At 45.9% G+C, this 22,967-nt stretch carries 16 protein-coding genes; 8 read left to right on the top strand and 8 right to left on the bottom strand.

Features of this window, described 5'->3' with window-relative positions:
- Positions 1 to 77: 77 nt before the first annotated feature.
- Positions 78 to 608: a hypothetical protein gene (locus QUA34_RS17070; RefSeq protein WP_333329327.1), complete on the bottom strand. Its 531-nt coding sequence runs from the start codon at positions 606 to 608 to the stop codon at positions 78 to 80.
- Positions 609 to 875: 267 nt separating this feature from the next.
- Positions 876 to 2,804 (bottom strand): ATP-binding protein, encoded by a 1,929-nt coding sequence (locus QUA34_RS17065; protein WP_333329330.1) that lies wholly within the window; start codon positions 2,802 to 2,804, stop codon positions 876 to 878.
- 629 nt (positions 2,805 to 3,433) lie between these two features.
- Between QUA34_RS17065 and QUA34_RS17060 the strand changes: the two genes are divergently transcribed.
- On the top strand, positions 3,434 to 5,077 hold the full coding sequence (locus tag QUA34_RS17060; RefSeq protein ID WP_333388468.1) for a GTP-binding protein: 1,644 nt from the start codon (positions 3,434 to 3,436) through the stop codon (positions 5,075 to 5,077).
- A gap of 81 nt (positions 5,078 to 5,158) precedes the next feature.
- On the opposite strand, the gene QUA34_RS17055 is transcribed toward QUA34_RS17060, so the two are convergent.
- Positions 5,159 to 6,292 carry an adenylate/guanylate cyclase domain-containing protein gene (locus QUA34_RS17055; RefSeq protein WP_333388465.1) on the bottom strand — a complete coding sequence of 378 codons (1,134 nt, stop codon included), beginning with the start codon at positions 6,290 to 6,292 and terminating at the stop codon, positions 5,159 to 5,161.
- Between the two features lie 631 nt (positions 6,293 to 6,923).
- On the opposite strand from QUA34_RS17055, the gene QUA34_RS17050 reads away from it, so the two are divergent.
- Positions 6,924 to 7,853 (top strand): phosphoribulokinase, encoded by a 930-nt coding sequence (locus QUA34_RS17050; protein WP_333083222.1) that lies wholly within the window; start codon positions 6,924 to 6,926, stop codon positions 7,851 to 7,853.
- 75 nt (positions 7,854 to 7,928) lie between these two features.
- On the opposite strand, the gene QUA34_RS17045 is transcribed toward QUA34_RS17050, so the two are convergent.
- Positions 7,929 to 8,117: a hypothetical protein gene (locus QUA34_RS17045; RefSeq protein ID WP_333083223.1), complete on the bottom strand. Its 189-nt coding sequence runs from the start codon at positions 8,115 to 8,117 to the stop codon at positions 7,929 to 7,931.
- Between the two features lie 110 nt (positions 8,118 to 8,227).
- Between QUA34_RS17045 and QUA34_RS17040 the strand changes: the two genes are divergently transcribed.
- Positions 8,228 to 9,208, top strand: a complete 981-nt coding sequence (locus QUA34_RS17040; protein WP_333329340.1) for an ABC transporter ATP-binding protein — start codon at positions 8,228 to 8,230, stop codon at positions 9,206 to 9,208.
- A gap of 94 nt (positions 9,209 to 9,302) precedes the next feature.
- Here the strand turns inward: QUA34_RS17040 and QUA34_RS17035 are convergent, their stop codons facing one another.
- A complete protein-coding gene (locus tag QUA34_RS17035) occupies positions 9,303 to 10,541 on the bottom strand; it encodes an NACHT domain-containing protein (protein ID WP_333388553.1) in 1,239 nt (412 codons plus the stop codon).
- Between the two features lie 754 nt (positions 10,542 to 11,295).
- On the opposite strand from QUA34_RS17035, the gene QUA34_RS17030 reads away from it, so the two are divergent.
- Positions 11,296 to 14,265 (top strand): hypothetical protein, encoded by a 2,970-nt coding sequence (locus QUA34_RS17030; protein WP_333388460.1) that lies wholly within the window; start codon positions 11,296 to 11,298, stop codon positions 14,263 to 14,265.
- A gap of 136 nt (positions 14,266 to 14,401) precedes the next feature.
- On the opposite strand, the gene QUA34_RS17025 is transcribed toward QUA34_RS17030, so the two are convergent.
- Positions 14,402 to 15,418 carry an adenosine kinase gene (locus tag QUA34_RS17025; RefSeq protein ID WP_333388458.1) on the bottom strand — a complete coding sequence of 339 codons (1,017 nt, stop codon included), beginning with the start codon at positions 15,416 to 15,418 and terminating at the stop codon, positions 14,402 to 14,404.
- Between the two features lie 153 nt (positions 15,419 to 15,571).
- Here QUA34_RS17025 and QUA34_RS17020 point away from each other — a divergent pair, with 153 nt between their 5' ends.
- From QUA34_RS17020 to QUA34_RS17005, 4 genes are all read left to right on the top strand, one after another.
- The gene (locus QUA34_RS17020; protein WP_333388455.1) at positions 15,572 to 17,131 is read left to right on the top strand and encodes an AAA family ATPase; all 1,560 of its coding nucleotides are present in this window, start codon (positions 15,572 to 15,574) and stop codon (positions 17,129 to 17,131) included.
- An 86-nt stretch (positions 17,132 to 17,217) separates the two neighbouring features.
- A complete protein-coding gene (locus tag QUA34_RS17015) occupies positions 17,218 to 17,544 on the top strand; it encodes a hypothetical protein (RefSeq protein ID WP_333329351.1) in 327 nt (108 codons plus the stop codon).
- A gap of 182 nt (positions 17,545 to 17,726) precedes the next feature.
- Positions 17,727 to 18,521, top strand: a complete 795-nt coding sequence (locus QUA34_RS17010) for a YdcF family protein (protein ID WP_333329355.1) — start codon at positions 17,727 to 17,729, stop codon at positions 18,519 to 18,521.
- 141 nt (positions 18,522 to 18,662) lie between these two features.
- The gene (locus QUA34_RS17005; RefSeq protein ID WP_333214159.1) at positions 18,663 to 18,896 is read left to right on the top strand and encodes a hypothetical protein; all 234 of its coding nucleotides are present in this window, start codon (positions 18,663 to 18,665) and stop codon (positions 18,894 to 18,896) included.
- A gap of 92 nt (positions 18,897 to 18,988) precedes the next feature.
- Here the strand turns inward: QUA34_RS17005 and QUA34_RS17000 are convergent, their stop codons facing one another.
- Both QUA34_RS17000 and QUA34_RS16995 read right to left on the bottom strand, forming a co-directional pair.
- On the bottom strand, positions 18,989 to 19,222 hold the full coding sequence (locus tag QUA34_RS17000; RefSeq protein WP_333085253.1) for a ferredoxin-thioredoxin reductase variable chain: 234 nt from the start codon (positions 19,220 to 19,222) through the stop codon (positions 18,989 to 18,991).
- A 278-nt stretch (positions 19,223 to 19,500) separates the two neighbouring features.
- Complete coding sequence (locus tag QUA34_RS16995) at positions 19,501 to 22,272, bottom strand: DUF3536 domain-containing protein (RefSeq protein ID WP_333329358.1); 2,772 nt, start codon at positions 22,270 to 22,272, stop codon at positions 19,501 to 19,503.
- Positions 22,273 to 22,967: the final 695 nt, after the last annotated feature.

Here is a 22,967-nt window from a genome sequence, read left to right as displayed (position 1 = left end):
GCTTCGGAACGCAGATAAAATCCTATCTGCGTTCATCTGTGTCCATCCGCTGATATCTGCGGTTACAAAATCCCAAATTAAGGGCGCTGATTCAAAAAGCGGCCTGCCATCGACATGGCGTCAGTAATATCTACGTCGCCGTCTCCATCTGCATCTAAAAACGTATTTAAAACGGGATTTCCGCCCTGGGCTGGATTTTGGGCGTTACCGCCGGTTTGTAGCAAATTCAGTATGAGCGGCACCAAAACAGGTATCATCGCCTGCACTGTGGCGTTATTTAAACCGGTTCTGTGGGCGATATCGTTCACTATCTGCGTCAGTTGGCCTGCGCCGAACAAACTCTGTACCGCTTGCGGATTGGGATTTGTGCCGCTAAATTGGTTGACAAGTTGTTGAGCTTGTGCGTCTCCTGACTGCGATCGCACGTCTTGCAATGCCGATCGCACGTATCCGCCCAAAACCGACATCGCCAACTGAGTCGTACCCGCATTGACGCCCTGGTTGCCACTCAACTGCTCTACCGCACCGAGAATGTTGCCCAACTGATTCGGGCTTGCTTGCTGGTTGGGATTGTCGATCGCGCTCAAAATTTGGTCAAATAGTCCCATAATTTTCGCTCCGTACAGTTGTTTCTCAACTTTAAATTATAGCAACTCCTGTTTTTCAAGATTACTGCAAATAGTTGTGATTTGGGTATTGTCACTCATTTAATGGGGTAGCGACAGCCAGTTATTAAGCAATCTCATACCATTTTAGATTTTAGATTTTAGATTTTAGATTTTAGATTTTAGATGGGTAATGAATTCTGACATCAGATTGCGGAGCGTGCTTGCAGTTGCATTCTTTTTTGAAACAGGGATTAAAACGAATAATTTTTAAGTTTTTACAGTTCCTCTCTTTTCGGACTTGGTTGGCGCGTTCCCGTTGCCGATGGAATTTGATTCCCGATCAATTGGAGGTTGTAAGAGCGTATTTTGCCTTAAATTCTCATGCTTAATCGGCAGGGCGATCGAAAATTCCGTCCCCGTTCCCACCTCCGACCAAAAGTTAATTGTCCCCCCATGTTTTTTAACGATAATTTCGCGACCGATTGCCAATCCCAAACCAGTACCTACACCTCTCGGTTTAGTCGTAAAGAATGTTTCAAACATTTTTTCTTGGCTCTCTGGTGCTATTCCCGTACCGTTATCAGAAATTCGCACTACCACTGAGTCGTCGTCCAAGTATTCTGTAGCAATCACAATCCTCGGCGAAAAACTCGGTGCTTCCTGGAGTGACTCCGAAGCCGATTGTTTTTTCGCCTCGACTGAGCTGGACTTCTCACTTTTTGCTTTCTCTTCCACAGCATCTAGTGCATTGTTGAGAAGGTTCACAAATACCTGGTAAAGCAAACCCATATAGCCTTCCACAGTCGGAATATTCCCGTAATTTCGCACCACTTCAATGCCCTGTTTGATGCGGCTGTTGAGAATCAGCAAACTGCTGTCTATGCAGGCGTGCAAATCGACGGGATGAGGGGCCGCCTCGTCGAGGCGAGAAAAATCTTTCAAACTTAAGATAATAGCTTTTGCTCTTTCCGCCCCTAGTTGCATCGAGTCAAATATTTTGCTCAAATCTTCTTTGAGAAAATCGATGTCTATTTCTTCGCCTTTCGTGATAACTGCGGCCGGGGGGTTGGGAATTTCTGTTTCGTAAGTTTTGAGCAAGTCTAAAATATCTTCAACATAATTTCTGCCAGGAGCGATATTGGCATAGATAAAATTGATTGGGTTGTTAACTTCGTGAGCAACACCGGCTAACATCCGCCCCAAAGTTGCCATTTTCTCATTTTGAAGTATCTGGCTTTCTTGTTCAGATTTCAATTCTTCTAGCAACTGATTTACTTTCTGAATGAGTTGATTCAGCGAAGCTGCTAATACTCCTACTTCATCGGTGCTGGTAACTGGTACTTGCAACTGAAAATTAGATTCTTTAGTCACTCGCTGAGCGATTTTAGTTACAGCGGCGAGGGGTTTGGCGATCGCCCGACTGGTGAAGCCCGCCAGCACTGCTGCAACGATGATCGACAGTGCCATGCTGCCCAAAATTATTTGCACCCGCAGCGTCTGGGCTCGCAGCAGATCCTCCCGCCCTGCATCTTCTTGCTCTTGGGCGCGATCGATAATTTCTGCTATATCATTGACCGCCCTATCTAGTTCCAACCCTATTTTATCTCGATCTAAATTCGACAGCAACTTACGTTTTACAAGTTGTTTGGCGGGGTTATTTGGCAATACAATGATTTTTTTATTAACTGTTTCTATTCGAGCAAGATAATTAGACAATAGCGAATCGCAAGTTTTTTTAAATTTTTCTATGCCTTCTATGTCTTCCATGTATTTAGAGTTCTTGACTTCAGATAATAACACCTTCAAATTGTAAATATTGTTTTGTAGTTGTTCGTATTTGTTGTCAAAAATTTTGGGCTGTTCTAGCCCGTAAATAAGCCATTCTTGGCTATTTTTAGTTCGCAGTAAAGCCACCTGTAACTTATTTAAAAGCTGAGTTTCTCGATCGATGTGTACTTGATTGTTAGTTCTGCGATAGTAATGAGTGCCCACCAACATCCCGATAGTCGTTCCTCCAATCGCAACACAAAGAGCTAGTGCGTACCCACTGCTGATTTTGTCGCGAATACTGAGGTTGCCCAAGGAATGGGCTATGTGAGCGAAATAATTGGGCTTGAGTGGCTGGCTCTCTTTGATGTGATGCTCGCAAGAGGTAGAGAGTTCTTGTGAAGGCTGATTTAGATGTTTGAGCTGCATAGATGCTAACCTGTGAATAATTCACGCACTGACAATTCAGTCTAACTTAACTCGCGGCTAATTTGAGAGTACCGCATTGATATTTTATGTGATAATTTTTGTAAATTAGGATGCTCTTACGTTGCCTAAGAAACCCGGTTTTTCATTTCCGCTTTTGGAGCTTCCAGGAGGCACTTACCTTAAGAAATAGGGTTTCTGGATACTTCATGCGATATTTTATTCTTAATAAAAAAGTATGGCTCGACTCGCGATCGAATAAATCACCGAATAAATAAGTAGGTAAATGCAAATAAACCAGCCTGCAGTTGCGGCGGGCGATAAACTGTAGGTGAGTTATCGTGCAAGCTACAATTGCAGCAAGAGCGCGATCGCACTCCATCTGCACCCGCTACCACTAAAACCCCGCAAACCGCGCCCGCAGTCGGACAGAATCGCGATTTGCGGACTCGCGCAGTACGATCCTCTTCGTTGGCGTAGCCCCCGTAGGCGCGGGCTTTCCTTCGGATCGCTTCGCTAACGGTAACGGGCGCTTCGCCATTTTAGATTTTAGATTTTAGATTTGCAATGACTGATGACTATCGGCGTAATGTAAAAATCAAAGCATAACCCTTTTATTTGCCACTCCCCTCATGCCTTTGCCGCGCCTATTAACCTTAATTGCTGCTTTCTGCCTCGCCCTGGGGCTGATTATTGGGCTGGTGAGTTCCTTAACAGGGCTTTACAGTCAAGTTGCGTGGTCTGCCTCTCCGCTGCTGGCTAATTTGCTGATTTTCCTGATAATTGTACTTTTGGGAACGCTAATTTTTGCGCTGGTTTACTATTTTAGGTTGCTGCAACGCCCTCAGAAAGTTAAGGGAAAACGGCCGATTACTCCGAAGATTCCTGTTGTGAAAAGTGAAGCAGCTTCGGAAAATCTCAAAGCAATTCGGCAACAAGTCGATCGCATTCAAGATGAAGTAGCGCGGCAAGCTTTGCTGTTGAGAGCTCGCGAAATTGAAGCTAGCATGGCTCGCGGCAGCGTTCGAGTAGTTGTTTTCGGCACCGGTTCTGCGGGCAAAACTTCCGCTGTCAATGCGCTGGTGGGGCGGATGGCGGGACAGGTGGGCGCGCCGATGGGAACTACCGAAGTTGGGGAAACTTACACTCTGAAATTGAAAGGAATCGATCGAGAATTAGCAATTACTGATACCCCAGGTATCTTGGAAGCGGGAGTTGCGGGGACTTACAGAGAAGAATTGGCGAGGCAGTTGGCGGCAAGGGCAGATTTGATCTTATTTGTTTTGGACGGCGATTTGCGAAAATCAGAGTACGAACCGCTGCGGACTTTGGCGGAAATTGGCAAAAGGTCGATCGTGGTTTTTAATAAAGTTGACCTTTATCCTGACACCGACAGAGATGAAATTCTCACTAGGCTGCGGCAGCGAGTCAAAGGTTTTGTATCAGCAATGGATGTAGTAGCAATTAGCGCCAATCCGCAAAAAGTTGTACTAGAAGACGGCACAATTTTTCAGCCAGACCCGGATATTATGCCATTAATTCGGCGCGTCGCTGCGATTTTGCGAGCCGAAGGCGAAGACTTAATTGCGGACAATATTTTGCTGCAATCTCAGCACTTGGGAGACCAAGCGCGCAAGTTAATTGATGCTCAAAGAAGGCGGCAAGCTGATAAAGCAGTAGAGCGATTTCAGTGGATCGGAGCCGGAGTAATTGCTGTCACGCCTTTGCCAGTTGTGGATTTGTTAGCGACAGCAGCAGTTAACGCTCAAATGGTAGTAGAAATTGCCAAGATTTACGGCTGCGAATTAAATATCGACCGCGCCAAAGAATTGGCATTGTCTCTAGCAAAAACCCTAGCAAGTTTGGGAATAGTTGAAGGCGTAATTCAAGTAGTATCAAGGGCGCTGCAATTAAGCGTAGCCGGGTTTGTACTTGGCAAAGCAATTCAAGCAGTCAGCGCCGCTTATTTAACCAGAATTGCCGGTAAAAGTTTTATTGAATATTTCCGTCATGACCAAGATTGGGGCGATGGTGGCATCACCGAAGTTGTGCAAAGGCAGTTTCAGTTAAATCGGAAAGACGAGTTTGTCAAAGCATTTGTCAAAGATGCGATCGCCCGCGTTGTCGAACCTCTGAACATCTATCAGCAGGAATCGGAACCCGAATTAGAAATGTCAGCCGAATTGGAACCAGAAGTAGAACAAGAACCTTTGTATCCGCGGCCCCAATACGACGATTGGGAAACACACAGCAACAAGCGAAAGGATGAGTGGTAATTGACAACTGACAACTGACAACTGTCAACTGTCAACTGACAACTGTCAACTGTCAACTGACAACTGACAACTGTCAACTGACTAATTTCGCCCCACCAACAAATAAGCCATCATTTCTCCTTTACCTTTAATCTCAACAACACCGCGCCTTTTAAACAAAAATTTATCTTTCAAACACTCGTAAACCGCAGCAGTCACCTGAATTTCCCCCGGAATACCGCTTGATTCCATCCGCTGAGCAACATTTACTGTATCGCCCCACAAATCGTAACTAAATTTAGTTAAACCAATGACTCCCGCCACCACCCCACCAATATTTATCCCAATGCGGAGACTAAAGTTGTGATTGTTTTCGACATTGAAGCTAGCGACAGCAGCTTGCATATCCAGTGCCATTTGGGCGATCGCAAAAGCGTGATTTTCCTGCGGTTCTGGCAAACCACCCACTACCATGTAAGCGTCACCCATAGTTTTGATTTTCTCCAAACCGTGCCGTAACGACAACTCGTCAAATTGACTAAAAATTCGATTGAGAACTTGCACCGTTTCTGCAGCACTTCTTTGAGATGCAAAATTCGTAAATCCCACCAAATCGGCGAATAAAACGCTGACATCCGAAAAGCTGTCAGCAATTATGCTTTGTCTCTCCTGCAAGCGCTTTGCAATCGGTTTTGGCAAAATATTTAATAGCAATTCTTCAATTTCTTCTTTCTGAGACTGGGTTGTTTCCAACAGCAACCGCGTTTCCATTTCTGCCTGTTCCCGATAGGCGATTTCCTGCTGCAACATCAGATTTTTATCCCTCAGTTGCAACTCTAGTTCCCGCAGCCGCAATTGATTTTCTACCCTAGCTACCACTTCTACGGTTTGAAAAGGTTTAGTAATGTAGTCCGCCCCGCCAGCCTTAAAGGCTTTCACCTTCTCAGAAGCTTCTACCACAGCAGTCAGAAAAATAATGGGAATGCCACGAGTGCTAGCGGTAGCTTTCAAGCGACTGCAAACTTCATAGCCATCCATATCGGGCATCATAATATCGAGCAAAATCAAGTCAGGCTGAGCCAAATCCACAGCATCGAGTGCCTGTTGACCGCTAGATGCAGCTTCTACTTTATAGCCTTTCCTGGATAAGATCAGCTCCATTAACAATAAATTGTTAAGACTGTCGTCCACAATTAAAATACTGCCCCTTAATTTTTCTGAAGATGGTTGATTCATGGGCTTGCTACGGGCTTAGTTAAACTTAAAATTTGTTTAAATTTATAAATTACGCACAGGTGCGTCCAAACCTATTGTTTTTTCACGGAAAGACGCATTGCCGAAGGCAAGCAAGAGGAAAAAAAACAGGTTTGTGAGGGCATGATTGCCTCCTCAACTCAAATTTATTATACTAATTTGTCAAAACAGCGAAAGCTGGGGCTAAAATTTCATATTGCGGATAAATTCGATCAGCCTCAGCATCGATTGATTGACTGGCAAATTGATTCACTACTTGCTGGCAAGTTTTGAAACCAAAAATATCCCACGAACCCCACCGCTGCAATTTGCACTACAAAAGACAAAGGAGACTACCCGGACACTTTGCAGGGGGAATTTTCCCGAAATTTTGACGCGGAGCTGGATTCAAAAGTAGGATCGAGCTCCTGGGCGGTTGAGAAATGGGCGTGATTTTTTAATCAGATGTTCCCTGAGTCTCCCGTGCCGCATTATATTAAGAAATATAACAATATTTTTACACATTGGGGAGACTCCGGGGGCTCAAGTCAAACCGAGCGATCGGATCGAACACAACTTTGATAAGATTTAAGATTGACAACAAAATTTGCTATTGTGCGTCCGGGTAAAAACAATGAGCGATCGACCAATTATTCTCGGTATTGTCGGAGACAGCGCAGCGGGCAAAACCACCCTGACGCGGGGAATTGCCCAAGTATTGGGGCCAGAAAATGTCACTGTGATTTGCACTGACGACTATCATCGCTACGACAGAAAGCAGCGGGCCGAAATCGGAATCACAGCATTGCATCCCGACTGCAATTACCTCGACATCATGCAGCAGCACCTCAGTCTGCTGCGTACCGGACAAGCAATTCTCAAACCCATCTACAATCACACCACAGGTACATTCGACCCACCGGAATACATCAAGCCCAGCAAATTTGTCATAGTTGAAGGTTTGCTCGGTTACGCAACCCGAACAATCCGCGATTCTTACGACGTAAAAGTGTATCTTGCTCCTCCCGAAGAGTTGCGAACTCAGTGGAAAGTTAAGCGCGATATTATGAAGCGCGGTTATACTGAAGAACAGGTGCTTGCAGAAATAAAAAAACGGGAACCGGACTCTGAAGACTTCATTCGTCCTCAGCGCAAATCGGCCGACGTTGTAGTTAGTTTTTACCCGCCAGAAGCGGATAATGAATCAAATTTGAGCGTCCGTTTAGTGCTCAGACCGACAATTCCTCACCCTGATTTTACTGAGATTTTAGGTCGAGGCAGCGAGAGTTTTAAACCTGCAATTCGCTTGGGACTCGATCGGGATATGGGCAAACCAGTTGACGTTTTGGAAGTAGACTCGCACGCTACCAGCGAGCAAGTAAACGAACTGGAAATGATGTTGTGTAGCGAGTTGCCACACCTGCGAGGATTTTGCTCCGCCCAAGGCAACCCGGAAATTGGCAAACTTATCGGCACAACTGGCGAAGTTTTGCAAAGTTACCCGCTAGCTTTGACGCAGTTGCTAGTTGCATATCACATGATGAAAGCAATTCATGTGTATTAGTTAGTTGTTAGCTGGCAGTTGTTGGTTGTTAGTTGTTAGTTATTATTGCAATGATTAATAACCAATAACCAATAACTAATGTACTCGGAAAGTCAGATTAGCATTAGCTAATTGCTGAATTGGCATGGAGACTGGCAACTGACTTTGAGGTGCGGGCAGCATTTCGCCTCGGAAGTCGAGGAGGGTGACGAGCAGCAGGTAGGCCACTGCTAAAATTATAGAAATCACCCCAGTGATAATAGCAATAATTTTTGAACGATCCATATTCCGAATATTTTCAGTACAGCTAATATTAGCTTAACATTAAAAAGAGCGATTATTACTGAACTTATGCCATAGAATATAATCAGGTGCTACTTATTTCGCTTACGAAAATGGAACCTCTTATAGACGCGCCAAATCACACCGAGATGCACGGAGCTACCCCTGTGGTGGAAACATTTAATCTGGGGAAGTTCTACCGTACCGGCTTCTGGATGAATGAAAAAATTGAATCGCTCAAAAATTGCACTCTGACTGTCTCTGAGGGGGAAACTTTCGGGTTGTTAGGGCAAAATGGAGCGGGGAAAACTACGCTGCTGAAAACTTTGCTGGGTATAGTGCGCCCCACTTCTGGGCGGGCGCTGCTGTTGGGGAGGCCTTTGGGCGATCGCGCTGTGAAGCAGCGAGTCGGCTATTTGCCAGAAAATCCCTATTTTTACGATTATCTCACGGGCTGGGAATTCTTGCAATTTGCGGCTGGCTTGTTTGAAATTCCCCCCTCGATTCAGCGGCAGCGAATTCCGAATTTGCTAGACTTAGTTGGGCTATCTCAATCGGCAGCAATTAAAAAACAGTTGCGCCAGTATTCTAAGGGAATGCTGCAACGGATCGGCATGGCTCAAGCTTTGATTAACAATCCAGATGTGGTATTTTTGGATGAGCCGATGTCTGGTTTAGATCCGATGGGACGCTATCAGATGCGGGAGATAATTTTATCGCTGAAAAATCAAGGAAAAACAATTTTTTTTAATTCGCATATATTGTCTGATGTGGAGAAGATTTGCGATCGAGTGGCAATTTTGGCGAAGGGTGAGTTAATCTGCATTGGTGCGATCGACGAAATTCTCGGTAATACTGAAACTTACCGGGTTGAAGGTAGGGGCGGCCACTTGAATATCCTGAAAAAATGGATACCGGATATGGAAGTTGATAATGATTTGTGGTACGGTCATTTGCAGGGCGATCCGAAGGAGTTTCTTTCTAGTCTGAGCGGTACGGGAGGGCAGCTAATTGGGATGAATTTGGCTAAGCCTACTTTGGAAGAGTTTTTTATGCAGCAACTGCAAGAAAGAGGGATTTATTCTAGTGGTTGAAGTCCCTAAAATCGGCGGCTGAAACCGCGTCTACACAAACAAAGTCCGCCTTCGCGGACTATGGAAACGGGCAAGATGCCCGTTCCACAAGAGTTTAATTTTCTTGTGGGGTGGGCATCTTGCCCGCCCCTGAAAGGCTAATGTTTTTAACCTCTGTTAACAACGGCAACTCTATATTTCCACACACCAACTCTGCACAATTCCACTGTCGCAAATACTCACAAACTTCAGAAATAATCGCATTTGCTGCATCTAAATCTCCTGCTTGAGAAGCATGATAGTGCGCTCTGATTAGGGGCTTAATATCCTCGATTTCTTGCCATTCCGATTCCGGTTTGATCGGAATGCTGATATAATAGTTATAGGCTTCGCTGTGGGCGGTACGGAGATTTTCAGCGTTTTGATTTAGCAGGTACTCGCCCTTTTCTCGAACTAGCGGATGCAACTGATAGGATTTGAGGTGGTGATCGTAATATAGCAATTGTCGGCGTTTGAGTCCCTGAATAATATTTTCTTGGAGTTCATACTTGCTAACTTCTGGCATTTGAGCGCTAATTCCCGCAAAAGATAGGGGATATTCTGAGGTTTGATAGACAGAAATTCGGCTGAGACAAGTTTGCTCGCCGTCGCCCAGACGTGCTATCATTTCATCGATCGCTCTTTCAATATCTCGAATCAGCAACCAGTCTCTCGGGTGCAGAAAAATCCCGACATTTCCCTGAAACTCGGTATCGTCTCGAATCAAGGCTGCGACGAGTTGTAAGGCTTTGGGATGTCCAGAATAGCGATCGCCCATTTCGGCTAATTCTTCTGGGTTTGCAGTCAGATTAAAAGATTGCAACAGGGAAATTGCGCTATCTCGATCCAATCCGTTTAGCTGGATTTCGCGGGTGACTGTTGACGGCAATTCGGCTAAGCTTTCGCGACTGGTGAAAATAATTTTGCTTTGATGTTCTGTTTCTAATAGTTGTTTGAATAACCAAGCATATTCTGCACAATCCTCTGCGAAATAACCAGCCGCTTTTGCCTCTCCAGCTTTCAAAAGTGTGTCGGCGCGATCGAAAACGAGCAAGCAAGGTTTTTCTCTGAGGATTTTGAGCAGATTTTCGGTTTTTTTGAAAGAGTCATCTTGAGCAGTGACGGCTGCGGTAATGTCGCCGTTGGAGAGGGTGAATAGCAGCGAGTCAATTGTGCGATCGCAGGGGGGTGCTTTGTCTGTTGCCGATTGCAAGGATTGCCAAGCGGCGCAGGTGAAGGGGGTTTTTTCTGTGTGGAGTTGGCGAATTAGTTGGCTGATGAGGGTGGTTTTGCCGATTCCCGGTAATCCGACAATTGAGATGGCGGTGATGTCTGAGTTAATAATAGTAGTTTTTAAGATGTCGATTTCTTTGGTGCGCTGTACCCAATTTCTGACGGGGGGTAAGTTGTCGGGGAGGGGGAAAGTGCGATCGTTTTGGTTGTCTTGGGGGATATCTGCGATCGCGGCGGCTAAAAGTAATTCTGTTTGTTTGATATCATTGCGCTCGATAATATCTTCCCAGTTATTGATTCCTACAGCTTTGCAAATATCGATAAATGTTTCGCGTCGAATTCGGTTTTACGCCCAAAACCTCCTTAAAGTGGCTTTTGAAGTTAGAGCGGCTTTACACCAGGTATCCTCACTTTTATTCCATCCGAGATTGCGTCTTACCATGTCAATGATTTTTAGCCCTTCTTCGGATGCTCTGAGCAAGCCTGCCATTGCTACTCCTCTACGGAAACTCTGCCTTAGTAAATAATGTTACATGATTGGGTGAGCCAAATGAGCCTTTTATGTTGAGCCAAATTGTGAGCCGTTTAGCCGATAAAGATTCAGGATTTTGGAGTATTGTGAAATGATGTGTTTGGCTGTCAGCTACGTTTGACGGTGCATCTGGCGGGCGATCGGGGATACGGCCGATCAGCTGTTGGGAGCGATGTAAAGTTTTATTACAAGAATAGGGCGAACTGCATAAAAAGCAGATGAAGGCCCTGATAGATATCTAGGAAGGCTTGCTAGGCGGGCTTTGCTGGTTTTGAGGTAACTATATTTTTGAGGAGATGGGATTATGACGAATATTAGCTTAGGGCAATTCATTGATGAGAGTTTGAGTAGCACTGATACTAATAACCCCAAAAGATTGGGTAACTTCTCCGATGACTATACCTTGACAGGGGTTTCCAATTGGCAGCAAGTTCAAGTTAACCTCGGCGCAACAGCTTTTGACGCTTACCTACAATTGGTAAATGCTTCAACAGGTGAAGTAATTGCCGAGAATAATAACTATATTCTCGGTAGTAAGAATTCACAGTTAAAATTTACAGTAGTTCCTGGTGTCAATTACGCGATCAGAGCTACTAGCTTGAATGCGAACGAGACAGGAGACTATACCATCATAACTAACTCGTTAGGAACTGCATCATCCCTAGTTGTTACGGTAAACGGACGAGCAGGAACAGTTGATCCATTAGGAAGATTTGTGCCGATAGGAACTTTTGCCGATCCAGAAACTAAATTACGATCTTTTAATGATATTGCTTTCTCTAATGACAATAAAATTTTGAGTATTAAGCAAGATTCAGTTGGTAGCCAGTTATACAGCCTCGATCCAGGCTCAGGCTCATCCTCATTAATTGGTAATTTGCCTTCTGACGCGACGATGACCTCTCTGGAATTTTCGCCCGATCGCACACTTTACGGAGCTAGTGACTCTCCAGGATTATACACCATTAACCCTCAGACTGGAGTTGCATCATCAATCACCAACTTCAACACCTTTTTTGGGCCTGCAACTACACCTACAGACCTAGTATTTGATCCTGTTAATAACCGATTTTTGTTTGCTGAATTAGGCGTTTTGTTCTCTGTGTCCTTAACAGGTGAATCCACTCTGATTGGTGAGACTGGATTTGGTGATTTGAGGGGATTGTCCTTTGAGGGAAGCACTCTTGTTGGTTTCACACTCGATGAGCGTATCATTATCAATCCCACAACTGGAAAAGGGACTTTCGATAAAAAAATTACAGGTCTTGAGTATAGAGAAGATCTTACAGATATTAAGTTTGCAGATATTAACATTGATGATTACATTCTTGGTGCAGGGTCTATCCCATCTGCGACTCTAACTCCAACTCCCCCGACACCAACTCCCCCAACACCAACTCCTCCAACACCAACTCCTCCAACACCAACTCCTCCAACACCAACTCCTCCAACACCAACTCCCCCAACTCCAACTCCCCCAACTCCAACTCCCCCGACGGTTGTAACTCCACCTCCGACACCTCCGACGGTTGTAACTCCAACTCCGACACCCCCGACGGTTGTAACTCCCTTTCAGGAAAAGCTACCAAACACAGTCACGGCTGATTTTGTTGACTCAGACACGGATAAGATTTTAAAAAATGGTATAAAAAATTTAATTGCTATCAATGATACCGCCCCCTTGGCTGTTCAATTGGGTTCAGATTTATCTGGCTTCAATACAAGTATTCGCGAACTTGACAAGCTCGATGATTTTAAATATGGATTCTGGCAGGAAGGAATTAAAAATGACCCAGAAAAAAAGACACGAAAAGTAGAGATTAGGCAACTTAGCGAATCACCTAAACCAGAAAATACTTGGGTACTGATTCATGGATGGAATGATACATCTGACAGGTTTCCAGATTTAGAAACAGCACTTAAAGATGCAAAACCTAACGATCGAGTTTTGTTACTAGACTGGAGTGATGCTTCTAGCAATGGTGGATTGCCAAAGGACAATGGAAACTCTACATATGCTACCGCTCGCTTAGGCAACTACTTTGCAGCTAAGTGGGCAAGCCCTGTTGCTGAATGGGCCGTTAAAAAGCTAGAACAAGAGTATGGAATTGATGGTAAAGCAGCTCGTGAAAATCTAAAAATAGTAGGCCATAGCCTTGGCTCACTCGTCAGTAGTGAAATGGGAAGGATTTATACATTAGGCACTAATAGAAAAGGTGAAAGTGTCATACCCAATGCAACTGGAATTAACACGATAATAGCGCTCGATCCTCCTTCACAATTGAATATAGATGTGTATTCAGGTTACACAGCAAGCTACGATTTAGATGGAAGAACAGCAAAAGTAGACCGCCCAGAATTCTTCCAGGATATCGCCCGTAATTCCCTAGCCTTTGTTGGTGCGAAAAGTCTTGGAGGAAATCAACGCCTTGCTGCGGGATCACTAAATTCGTTCCAAATGGATTTTGGTAATATCATAGATTCTGGTGAAGAGCATTTTGCAGTTATTAAAACATTTACGGAGTTAATCAAGGAAAAAGGCGAAATAGGAAACCGCATCCTCAACAGCCAAACCTTTAACGCAAGGCAGAATACCTTAATTTATAATTCTGAAGATGCAAAGAATGGATTGGCACATGAAGGGGTTCTTTCTGTTAAAAAACCTAACGAGCCAATTCAACTTAAAGTCAGGAATGCAAAAACGTCAGGTGAAAATGACTTTATATCTTACGAAACGCCTAAAAATGACTACGTGATTGGTGAATTCAGTAACGATTATATTCTAGCGGACGCAGGAAACGATGCCATTTACAGCACTACAGGAAACGATACCCTTTACGGTGATCAAGGGAACGATACCATCTATGCAGGAAAAGATAATGATATCCTTTTTGGTGGTGAAGGTAACGACTTCCTTTCAGGTGATAGGGGCGATGACACTCTGATTGGTGGCAAAAATAAAGATACGCTGACAGGCGGTTTTGGGAGCGACACCTTTGTATTTTCACGAGGCGATACTGCTTCTAGCATAGGTGATGCTGATATCATTACCGATTTTGGAAATAGCTTTATTGGCTTTGGTGGTGTTGATAAGATTGGGTTAGCAGGTGAATTGAAAGCCAATATGATTGATTTGGAGTCATTTAACAACGGTGGCGCGCGGACTGCACTGAAGGTTAAGGGAACTAATGAATATCTGGCTGTGCTGAATGGCACTTTCACTATGGCTGATTTGAAGCTTCAGGAAAACTTCGTGATTCCAACAATTTCTTGAATAATCAGATACCTCACCTGTTAGACATTCCAAAAGCTTAATCGCCCTTTCCCTCATCCGCGTCCATCCGCGTGCATCTGCTGTTCAAAAGTGCGATCGCCCTTAATCCAAAAAGTGCGATCGCCCATTTCAATTCCTAACCAGAAATCACCTCACTCAAAAGATGAGCCTGAGAACCCTCCAGACGCGGCCCGTGAATCTGCACCACCCTAGAAGCCAAATAATTGCCCCAACGAGCCGCTTGTGTAGAACTCAAACCATTAGTAATTCCAAACAAAACACCGCCCGCAAAAGCATCGCCAGCACCCACAGTATCGATCGCCTTTACCGGAAATCCAGCCACATCAACAATCTGTTTGTTCTCCACCACCATGCAGCCTTTATCCCCATTAGTGATAAAAGCCAAATCCGAAATCTCGGTCATTTTCCGAGCGCACTCTGACAAAGATTCCTCCTTAAAAAAGCTCCGAACTTCATCAGAATTGCAAAAAATTACATCGCAATATTCCGAAACCACCTTGTGAAAATCATCAGCAAATCGATCGACTAAAAAGCCATCCGAAAAAGTAAAAGCCACCTTCACACCCAGACGCTTAGACTGTTCCATCGTCTCAATGCTAGCCTTTCTCGGATCGGGAGCATCCCAAAGATAGCCCTCAACATAACTGTACTTGCAGTGACTCAGGCGATCGACATCAATATCAGTCGCCGCCAGAGTAGTAGAAACACCCAAATTAGTACACATCGTGCGTTCCGCATCCGGCGTAGTCAGCACTACACAAGTACCCGTAGGCCCGTTCGACTCAGCAGCAGGATGCACGTTAAAATCAATCCCCGCCGCCAGCAAATCTTGTCGGTAAAATTCTCCGTTAGTATCCTTAGCAACCTTCCCCGAATAATACGCTTTACCGCCGCTCTGAGCCAAACCAATCATCGTATTTGCCGCCGAACCCCCCGATCGCATTTGCAGCGAATTGTGCTCTAAATCGTGCAAAATCCCCCCCTGCGTTTCCGAATTCATCAGCGTCATCCCGCCGCGATTCAGCCCGTGGCCGAGTACAAATTCATCTTCCACCAATGCTAGAATGTCTACCAGGGCATTGCCTACCCCAAACACATCCACCGAACGGGAATCTTGATTATTTTCTGTCATCGCTGCTTTTTTTTTACACTAACTATCAACTCTATAATAAATCGGATTAAAGTCAACATCCCCACTCCCAATCTAAAGTCCCCAACTTAAAATCTAAAATTCAAAATCCAAAATCCCCAATCTAAAATCTAAAATCCAAAATCTAAAATCGCTATGACTTGTCTCCCACCTCTGATTCAGCAAATGTTGCAGCCCGGTTTTTATCCGCACGGGGTGACAGAACCAGTGCAGCTAATTCAGACTCACGCTTCCTTTGTCCTGCTGACAGGAGATTATACTTACAAAATCAAGAAACCAGTCAACTTTGGCTTTTTGGACTATTCTTCCTTGCAGAAAAGGCACCATTTCTGCAAGGAAGAATTGCTGCTGAACCGACGCACTGCACCGGAAATTTATCTAGAAGTTTTGCCAATTGTTCAAATTGGGGATTCGTTTCAATTGGGCAGCAACTTACCTGCTATAACTCCGGCTGAAGTTGCTGTAGAATACGCACTGAAAATGCGGGAGTTTCCTCAAGATTCGCTGTTGCTTAGTTTGTTGGAACGCGGACTGTTGACCGAGCAAATTATGGCAGACTTAGGGCGGGAAGTTGCCAAGTTTCACAGCACGGCAATTAGTAATAGCTACATTCGCACATTTGGCGAAGTTAGTCAGATTCGTACAGCAATAGACAACAATTACCTGACTTCGCAAAAATATATCGGCGGGCCGCAGAGTCAAGCCCAATTTCAGGAAACCAAAGATTATACTGATGCGTTTTTTGCGGAAAATCAAGAGTTATTTAACCTGCGGATTGCCAATAATAAAATTCGCGAGTGTCACGGAGATTTACACTTGCGGAATCTAGCATTGTGGCAAGATAAAATATTGCTATTCGACTGCATAGAATTTAACGAACCTTTTCGCTTTGTTGATGTGATGTACGATGTGGCTTTTACAGTAATGGATTTGGAATCGCGCGGACGCAGAGACTTGGGTAATGCTTTTCTGAATACTTACATCGAACAAACAGGGGATTGGGAAGGACTGCAACTGTTACCTCTGTATTTGAGCCGTCAAGCTTATGTTAGAGCGAAAGTAACTTCGTTAATGTTGGACGATCCGGCTATTTCAACTGACCAAAAAGCAGAGCTTTCACAGACAGCAGCTCATTACTATAAACTGGCTTGGCAATACACACAATCGCACCGGGGAAAGTTAACTTTGATGTCCGGTTTGTCTGGTTCTGGCAAGAGTACAGCGGCTCGATATTTGGCTCGCCGCACTGGGGCAATTCATATTCGTTCGGATGCTGTTCGCAAACATTTAGGCGGGATTTCTTTAAATGAACGCGGCGGACAAGATTTGTACTCGGATGAAATGACCGCGCAGACTTATGGTAGATTGTTAGAGTTGGGGATAATTTTGGCTGACCGAGGTTGGGATGTGATTTTAGATGCAAAGTTCGATCGCCAAAACTTGAGAACCGATGCGATTAATCAGGCTCAATCCCACGGCTTGCCCCTGCAAATTATTTACTGCACCGCACCAATTGAAGTATTGCGAGAACGACTGCAACAGCGCAGGGGCGATATTGCCGACGCGACAGCCGAACTATTGAGTTCGCAGCAAGCAGCTTTTGAACCTTTTACAGAATTAGAGCAAATTTCTGTAAAAATTGTAAATACCGCCCCAGACTTAGAGGTACAATTAAACGAGATTTGTGGGGAGTAGTTGCAGCTCGATCGCCCTTGGCAATTTGATTGTCTGCTAATATTGTAAATATCTTTCTGTGTTATTACAAACAAAACTTGCAGCTTATGCCAAAATTTACCGGAGACTCCAAGGGGTTTAGCCCCGCGCTGATATGGTTTGTGTTGTTTACCGTTGGGTTTCGCTTAGTAGGATGTAAGCTGCTCCTGAGTCTCGGTCTTGGTGTCCTCGGCGGCGTGGCAGCAGGTTTAATTGTCGCTTGGTGGCACAACGAATTACTACTCAACCCGAATATGAATTCCCAGGACAAAACCTCGGATGCTATCCTCAATAAAGAAGTAGTGCAAAGGGACGGCCATAAATATAGCAAAACCTCTAGGGCTGATGCTGCTACATTGTTTGGCTGGTTATCTGGGCCAGAGGATCGTCGCTAGCACTTCTAATAGTTTTGAGTATGGAGATTGCTTCCTGCCTCGTAACGCTGCGCGGTTTTAAGTTAAAGAGTTCAAAATTCCTAACTCAATACTAAAAGTTAACAACTCTCGCCAGCTAAATTACTAATTACCGATTACCCATTCCCCATTTCCACTAACGAGCAATTTGAATTACTTGCTTAATGTTTGTATTTCTCTCGAAACTCCTGCCACTGTTTATTTATCCTTTGGGGTTAAGTTGCCTGTTAATGATGGCGGCTTTAATCACACTTTGGAAGCGTCCCAAATGGGCGGCGGCGCCAATTGCTGTGGCTCTAATTATTTTACTGCTCGGAAGTAGCGGTTGGGTTTCAAAATCATTAGTTCGATCGCTCGAATGGCAAAACTTACCAACCGCCGAACTCCCCCAAGCTGAAGCGATTATCGTCTTGGGTGGCGGTGTCAAAGCAGCTTTACCTCCCCGTCCTTGGGTAGAATTAGCGGAAGCGGGCGATCGAATAATCTACGGTTCCCGACTTTACAAGCAAGGCAAAGCTCCTTTGCTAATTCTCAGCGGCGGTAGAGTAGATTGGAAAGGCGGCGGGTCTCCCGAATCGGCAGACATGGCAGAAATTGCCCAAACAATGGGTGTACCGGCATCAGCAATTCTGCAAGACCCCGATTCACACAACACTTATCAAAATGCCGTCAACGTGCGGAAAATTTTAGATGTTAAAGCTATAAAAGGGCCGGTTTTGCTAGTGACATCGGCTATGCACATGACTCGATCGCTCTTAATTTTCCAGCGTCAGGGAATAAAAGCAATTGCGGCACCAACAGACTTTCAAATCACGCAGCAGGATATCGCAGCATCCCAAAGCAATTGGCAAGCAGTCGCCTTGGATTTATTGCCGGATACCTATCAGTTAAACCAGTCAACTAAAGCTTTGAAAGAATACATCGGCTTAATCGTTTATCGGCTGCGGGGATGGCTTTAACAGAATTTTAAATTTGGGGTTTTGGATGGAAGAATTTAAGTAGTCTCAACTGTTAAGTCACTTCCCAAATCCAAAATTGATTCAGTGTGCTAGCTTAAAGTCAATACAGCCAATATTAGCCACCGTCGCCCCCAAACAATCATGCTGCCCCACGAGTTGCAAAACATTGCCCCAGAACCGACTCCCGCGGCCGAAATTTTTCAGAGACACCAAATTGTCCGCGAGTTTTACGACGAAATTAAGTACCGTCAAGAACTAGAACTTCACTGCCAGTGGTATTACGCTACAGCCAAGCAGCATCAGCAGGAATTGCAGAAAATGCAGGGAGATTGGAATATTTTAGGTTGGTTCAGCCGCAGAGGGTCGAAAAATTAAGGATTAAATAAATTACGAATATTAACTTAATCCCACTTTAAACAACCGAACCCCAAGATCCCGACTTCTTTAAGAAGTCGGGGATCAAACAGCTAGACTTCAGAAGAGATCAATTCAACCTCATCTTCTTTGAAATGAGCTTTAAATTTTTTGTCAAACTGAACTAGAACCGGCCAATTGGCACTTACAGGTCTGCCGTGCCATTCCTGAACGATCGCCACGACTTCGCCTTCCATACCCTTAATATCAAATGGTTGACTGCGATTTTCAGGATGGTGGTAGACAACAACAGAGTTTTTAATGCAAACGCGATCGCCAACTTTCATAAATTTAAACTTAGTGTTCTTTCTTCCAAACTCTACAAAGCGCGCAAGTGCAGAACACCTGTACGCTTTGGGGACAGTCTTTTTATCTTCCCACATAAGTAGAGCGAAAACTTAAACAAAATTGGCGGTTCTCTGTCGGTGCTTCGATCGCCAGCCAAGATCGGCATGGAGGCATCCAGGCCGATCTATTCTCGGTTGAAACCGCAGGCCCGATCGGCATTTCAAGCTCGATCGGGCGGATTCTCAAGGGCAGGAATAGATGCAGGCTAATCAGAAAACTATTTACTTAACTGATTTAACCAACACTCAACATCAACAGCCAAGGTTTGACCCAACTCCAGCAACTGCCGGATCGAAGACAACTCCCAGCCGCCGCCTGAACGTGCAATCTCCAAGGCAACAGCAGCCACCGCAGTTTCGTCCGCCGAGGCATCTTGCCGTTGCAGCCAGCCCAAGCACAGAGGCACAATTTGGCTGTACAGAGAATCGAAATACAGTTCCTGCGATTTGTCCAAACACAAGCCTAAACTCAGCCGATCGCCCACCGCAATCAAACGCTCGATCGTGCGGATATCAGCTTCCAACTTGACAGGCGAGCGCTCATCCACACCCGATCCTGCTTGCAGCAGCGCGTCTAGCGATCGCCAAACCATCTTTTCCAAAATTTCCTTGACTTCGGGAACGTTCAACCGACAGCGGAGATGGCCGCTTTCAGTGGCGATCGCCTCAATTTCTGCCAGCAGCGGTTCCACATCCTCCGTTTCCACTTCCAGCGCCTTAGCCGCCGTCAAACAGCGGTGTCCCAAAGCCACCTCAGCAGCCACCTGCAACTCTACCGGCACCGGCAACTCGTCTCGGTGGAACGCCATCATCACCCCGTAATTTTCGCGGTAAACCTGAGTGTAAAGCTGATCCAACCGAGTCAAATTTTCCTGACTCAGCAACTGCACAATCCGGTGGCGTTCCTCAGCAAATAAATCCCGCAAGCTAAAGGACTGATCCCCAAACAGGCGCACCATTTCCAGAATCGCGTGGGCCGCCGAAGCTTCTTGCATAACTCCAAACAACCGCTCTTTGAGCATAGTGTAAGACCGGCGGCTGCCAAAAGGCTGAATGCAGCAGTGGAAGTCCCAGCCGCCGAGGTGCAACGCAGCAAACACAAAAATCTCTGTTTCCCGCGTAATTTCCGAGGTTAACTGCAATTGACCCACAGCCAGAGTCATCGAGCCCATGCGCTGAATTTGGAAGTCTTCCTGCTGGGCCTGATAGCAGTAAACTCGCTGTTCCCGGGGATATTTGGCAAACAGAGAACTAATCGCGTAGTGGGCGGCCACTTGTCTGAGACTAATTTGGGCTGTCACCACAAGTTTGCGGTAAACTTCGGCCCCTGTTTGGAAATAGTCAACGTTGCTGGGTACGAGGGCTAGTTGAGCGACAAAATCCTTTTCTAGCTGGACGCCGGTAACTTCGCCCGCCAATTCCAGCGCCCGGGCCGCGTAGCGCAGAATTTGCACGCCTTCTGGCCGCGAGATTTCTTCAAAAAACCAGCCGCAGCTAGTGAACATTAACAGGGTGTGGCGCTGCATTTCCAGCAGTCGCAGGGCGTCCACCTGTTCGGAGGCATCGAGGGGGCGCACTTGATGGCGTTGAAGGAAACTGTCAACGTTAGCGGGCGATCGATCCCGGATGACCTCAATATATTCATCTCTGGCTTTCCAGGGATCGCTCAACAGCTTGCGCCCCGCTTCTTCGTAAATCGGAATCAGTCGATCGCGCAGCCAATTGAGAGTATCTCGCAGAGGGCGGCGCCATTTGAGGTGCCACCCGCCGCCACCACCGCAGCCACAATCATCTTGCCAGCGATCGACCCCGTGAGAGCAACTCCAGGCCGTCACGGGTTTGAGTTCCACTTCCCAAGCGCTCGGATTTTGACTTAAATAATGAGCAAAATTCGTCACCGTCCAGCCGCGGCGGGGAAACTCTTCTGTGAAGGCGTAAGCGAGGCATTTTTCTGTACTGTTTTTGTGGTGGCCGAAAGTTTCGCCGTCCGTCGCCACGCAGATTAATTGAGCCGGTCGGTGGTCTCCCCGTACTGCTTGACCCAAGCGCCCTGCCAAGTGGTGGCTGCTGCTGAGAACGTCATTGAAGCCCATATCTCGCGAGATCGGGCCGTCGTAAAAAAAGATATCAATGTAGGGAGTGTTGGCAGGTGGGGCTGCAGAATTTTGGGAGTGCTGGCGGCCAAAATAGTGAGTGCTCAGCGGCGAGAGTTGGTGGTCAGCCATCAACCGCATTTCTGGCTTCAAATAACAGCGGTACGGGCGAGTCGGATCGATTTGACCGCCGCCGACTTCGTGCCATTCGGAATTTTCCGCTGGTTCTCCTTCGTGGTTTTGCCCGATTAGCGGGCGGCAGCGTTCGGCTTGGGAGGGGGCTAAGACAATGAAGCGGATGCCTTCAGCGACTAAAACTTCGAGGGTGGCGTAGTCTACGGCGGTTTCGGCGAGCCACATTCCTTCGGGATCGCGATTGAATCGGGAGCGAAAATCTGCGATCCCCCAGCGAATTTGGGTGTATTTGTCTCGCTCGTTAGCCAGCGGCATGATGATGTGATTGTATACTTGGGCGATCGCGTTGCCGTGACCGTTGAGGCGCTGACAGCTTTTGCGATCGGCTTCCAGAATCCGCTGGTAGACTTCCGCGTCGTAGCGTTCGAGCCAGCTCATCAGGGTCGGCCCGATGTTGAAGCTCATATACTCGTAGTTGTTGACGATCCCCGCGACTTCGCCGCGATCGTTGAGTATGCGGGCAAAGGCGTTCGGGCGGTAGCACTCGATGTCAATGCGTTCGTTCCAGTCGTGGGCTGGAGAGGCGCTGGCTTGGCGTTCGATCGCGTCCAGGTAAGGGTTTTCCCGGGGCGGCTGGTAAAAGTGACCGTGAACCGTCACGCACACCCCAGTTGCGGCAGCCGCACTGCTTTGGGTTGCAGCAGTTACGGTTGGCGAAGACAAAGGCAGCACATCGGATTGAGTTGTAGAAATCGAAACCATGCGATCGAATCCTCAAGTAGTTAAAGACAATAAAACCAGCCTAATTACAAACTGAAACCTTACGCAGCAAGAGTTACAGCTAGGCATCTGTTAGGGCTAAATTTGGCTGACAAGTTTTGATACATTTGTAGTATTGCGAGCAAAGCATTCGTTCCAAGATGCCAACCGTCGATCCCTGGGTTTTTCTGCCAATGCTTTGCTGTTGAAAGACTTAAAAAAGGTAGCTTTTGCTGCTTTTTGGCACTTGCGACCCCTTTCGGGTTTGTGCTTGCAGGGCTGCTCATTGAGAGTTTGATTTACATAGCTGGATTTTAAAGTCTTATTCAGTAAATAGCAAGTTTTCGCCGGAAAGATTTAATTTTTGGCAATAAATCTTGGCGGTTGTGGGTATCGGTTTAATGCCCGATGAATTTATAGAGTAAGAGTTTTGCCCGAGTTTCGCATCATACTTTAGGTGCTTTTTACGTAAGTTCTGGAGAAGTTAGGCCAGTTGGGTTAGGGCGGGGCAGATTTGCTGCAAATGTACTTTCCAGAAGAGTTGTAACACTGGTGCGGAGTCAAAAGGCCACAAAAAAGCAAAACGGTAAGTGTTAGGTTTTAACTCCTGAGAGGTATGTGACTGGAGTTTAGACTAAAGAGTACGATCGCCCTCAAGCAAAAGTGATCTCCCCACAGCACAATCGAAGGGATGAGAG

The organism is Microcoleus sp. POL10_C6 (assembly GCF_036701585.1).
Lineage (GTDB): Bacteria > Cyanobacteriota > Cyanobacteriia > Cyanobacteriales > Microcoleaceae > Microcoleus.
Note: the sequence above shows the minus strand (reverse complement) of the source record. Positions and strands in the feature narration are given on the sequence as shown.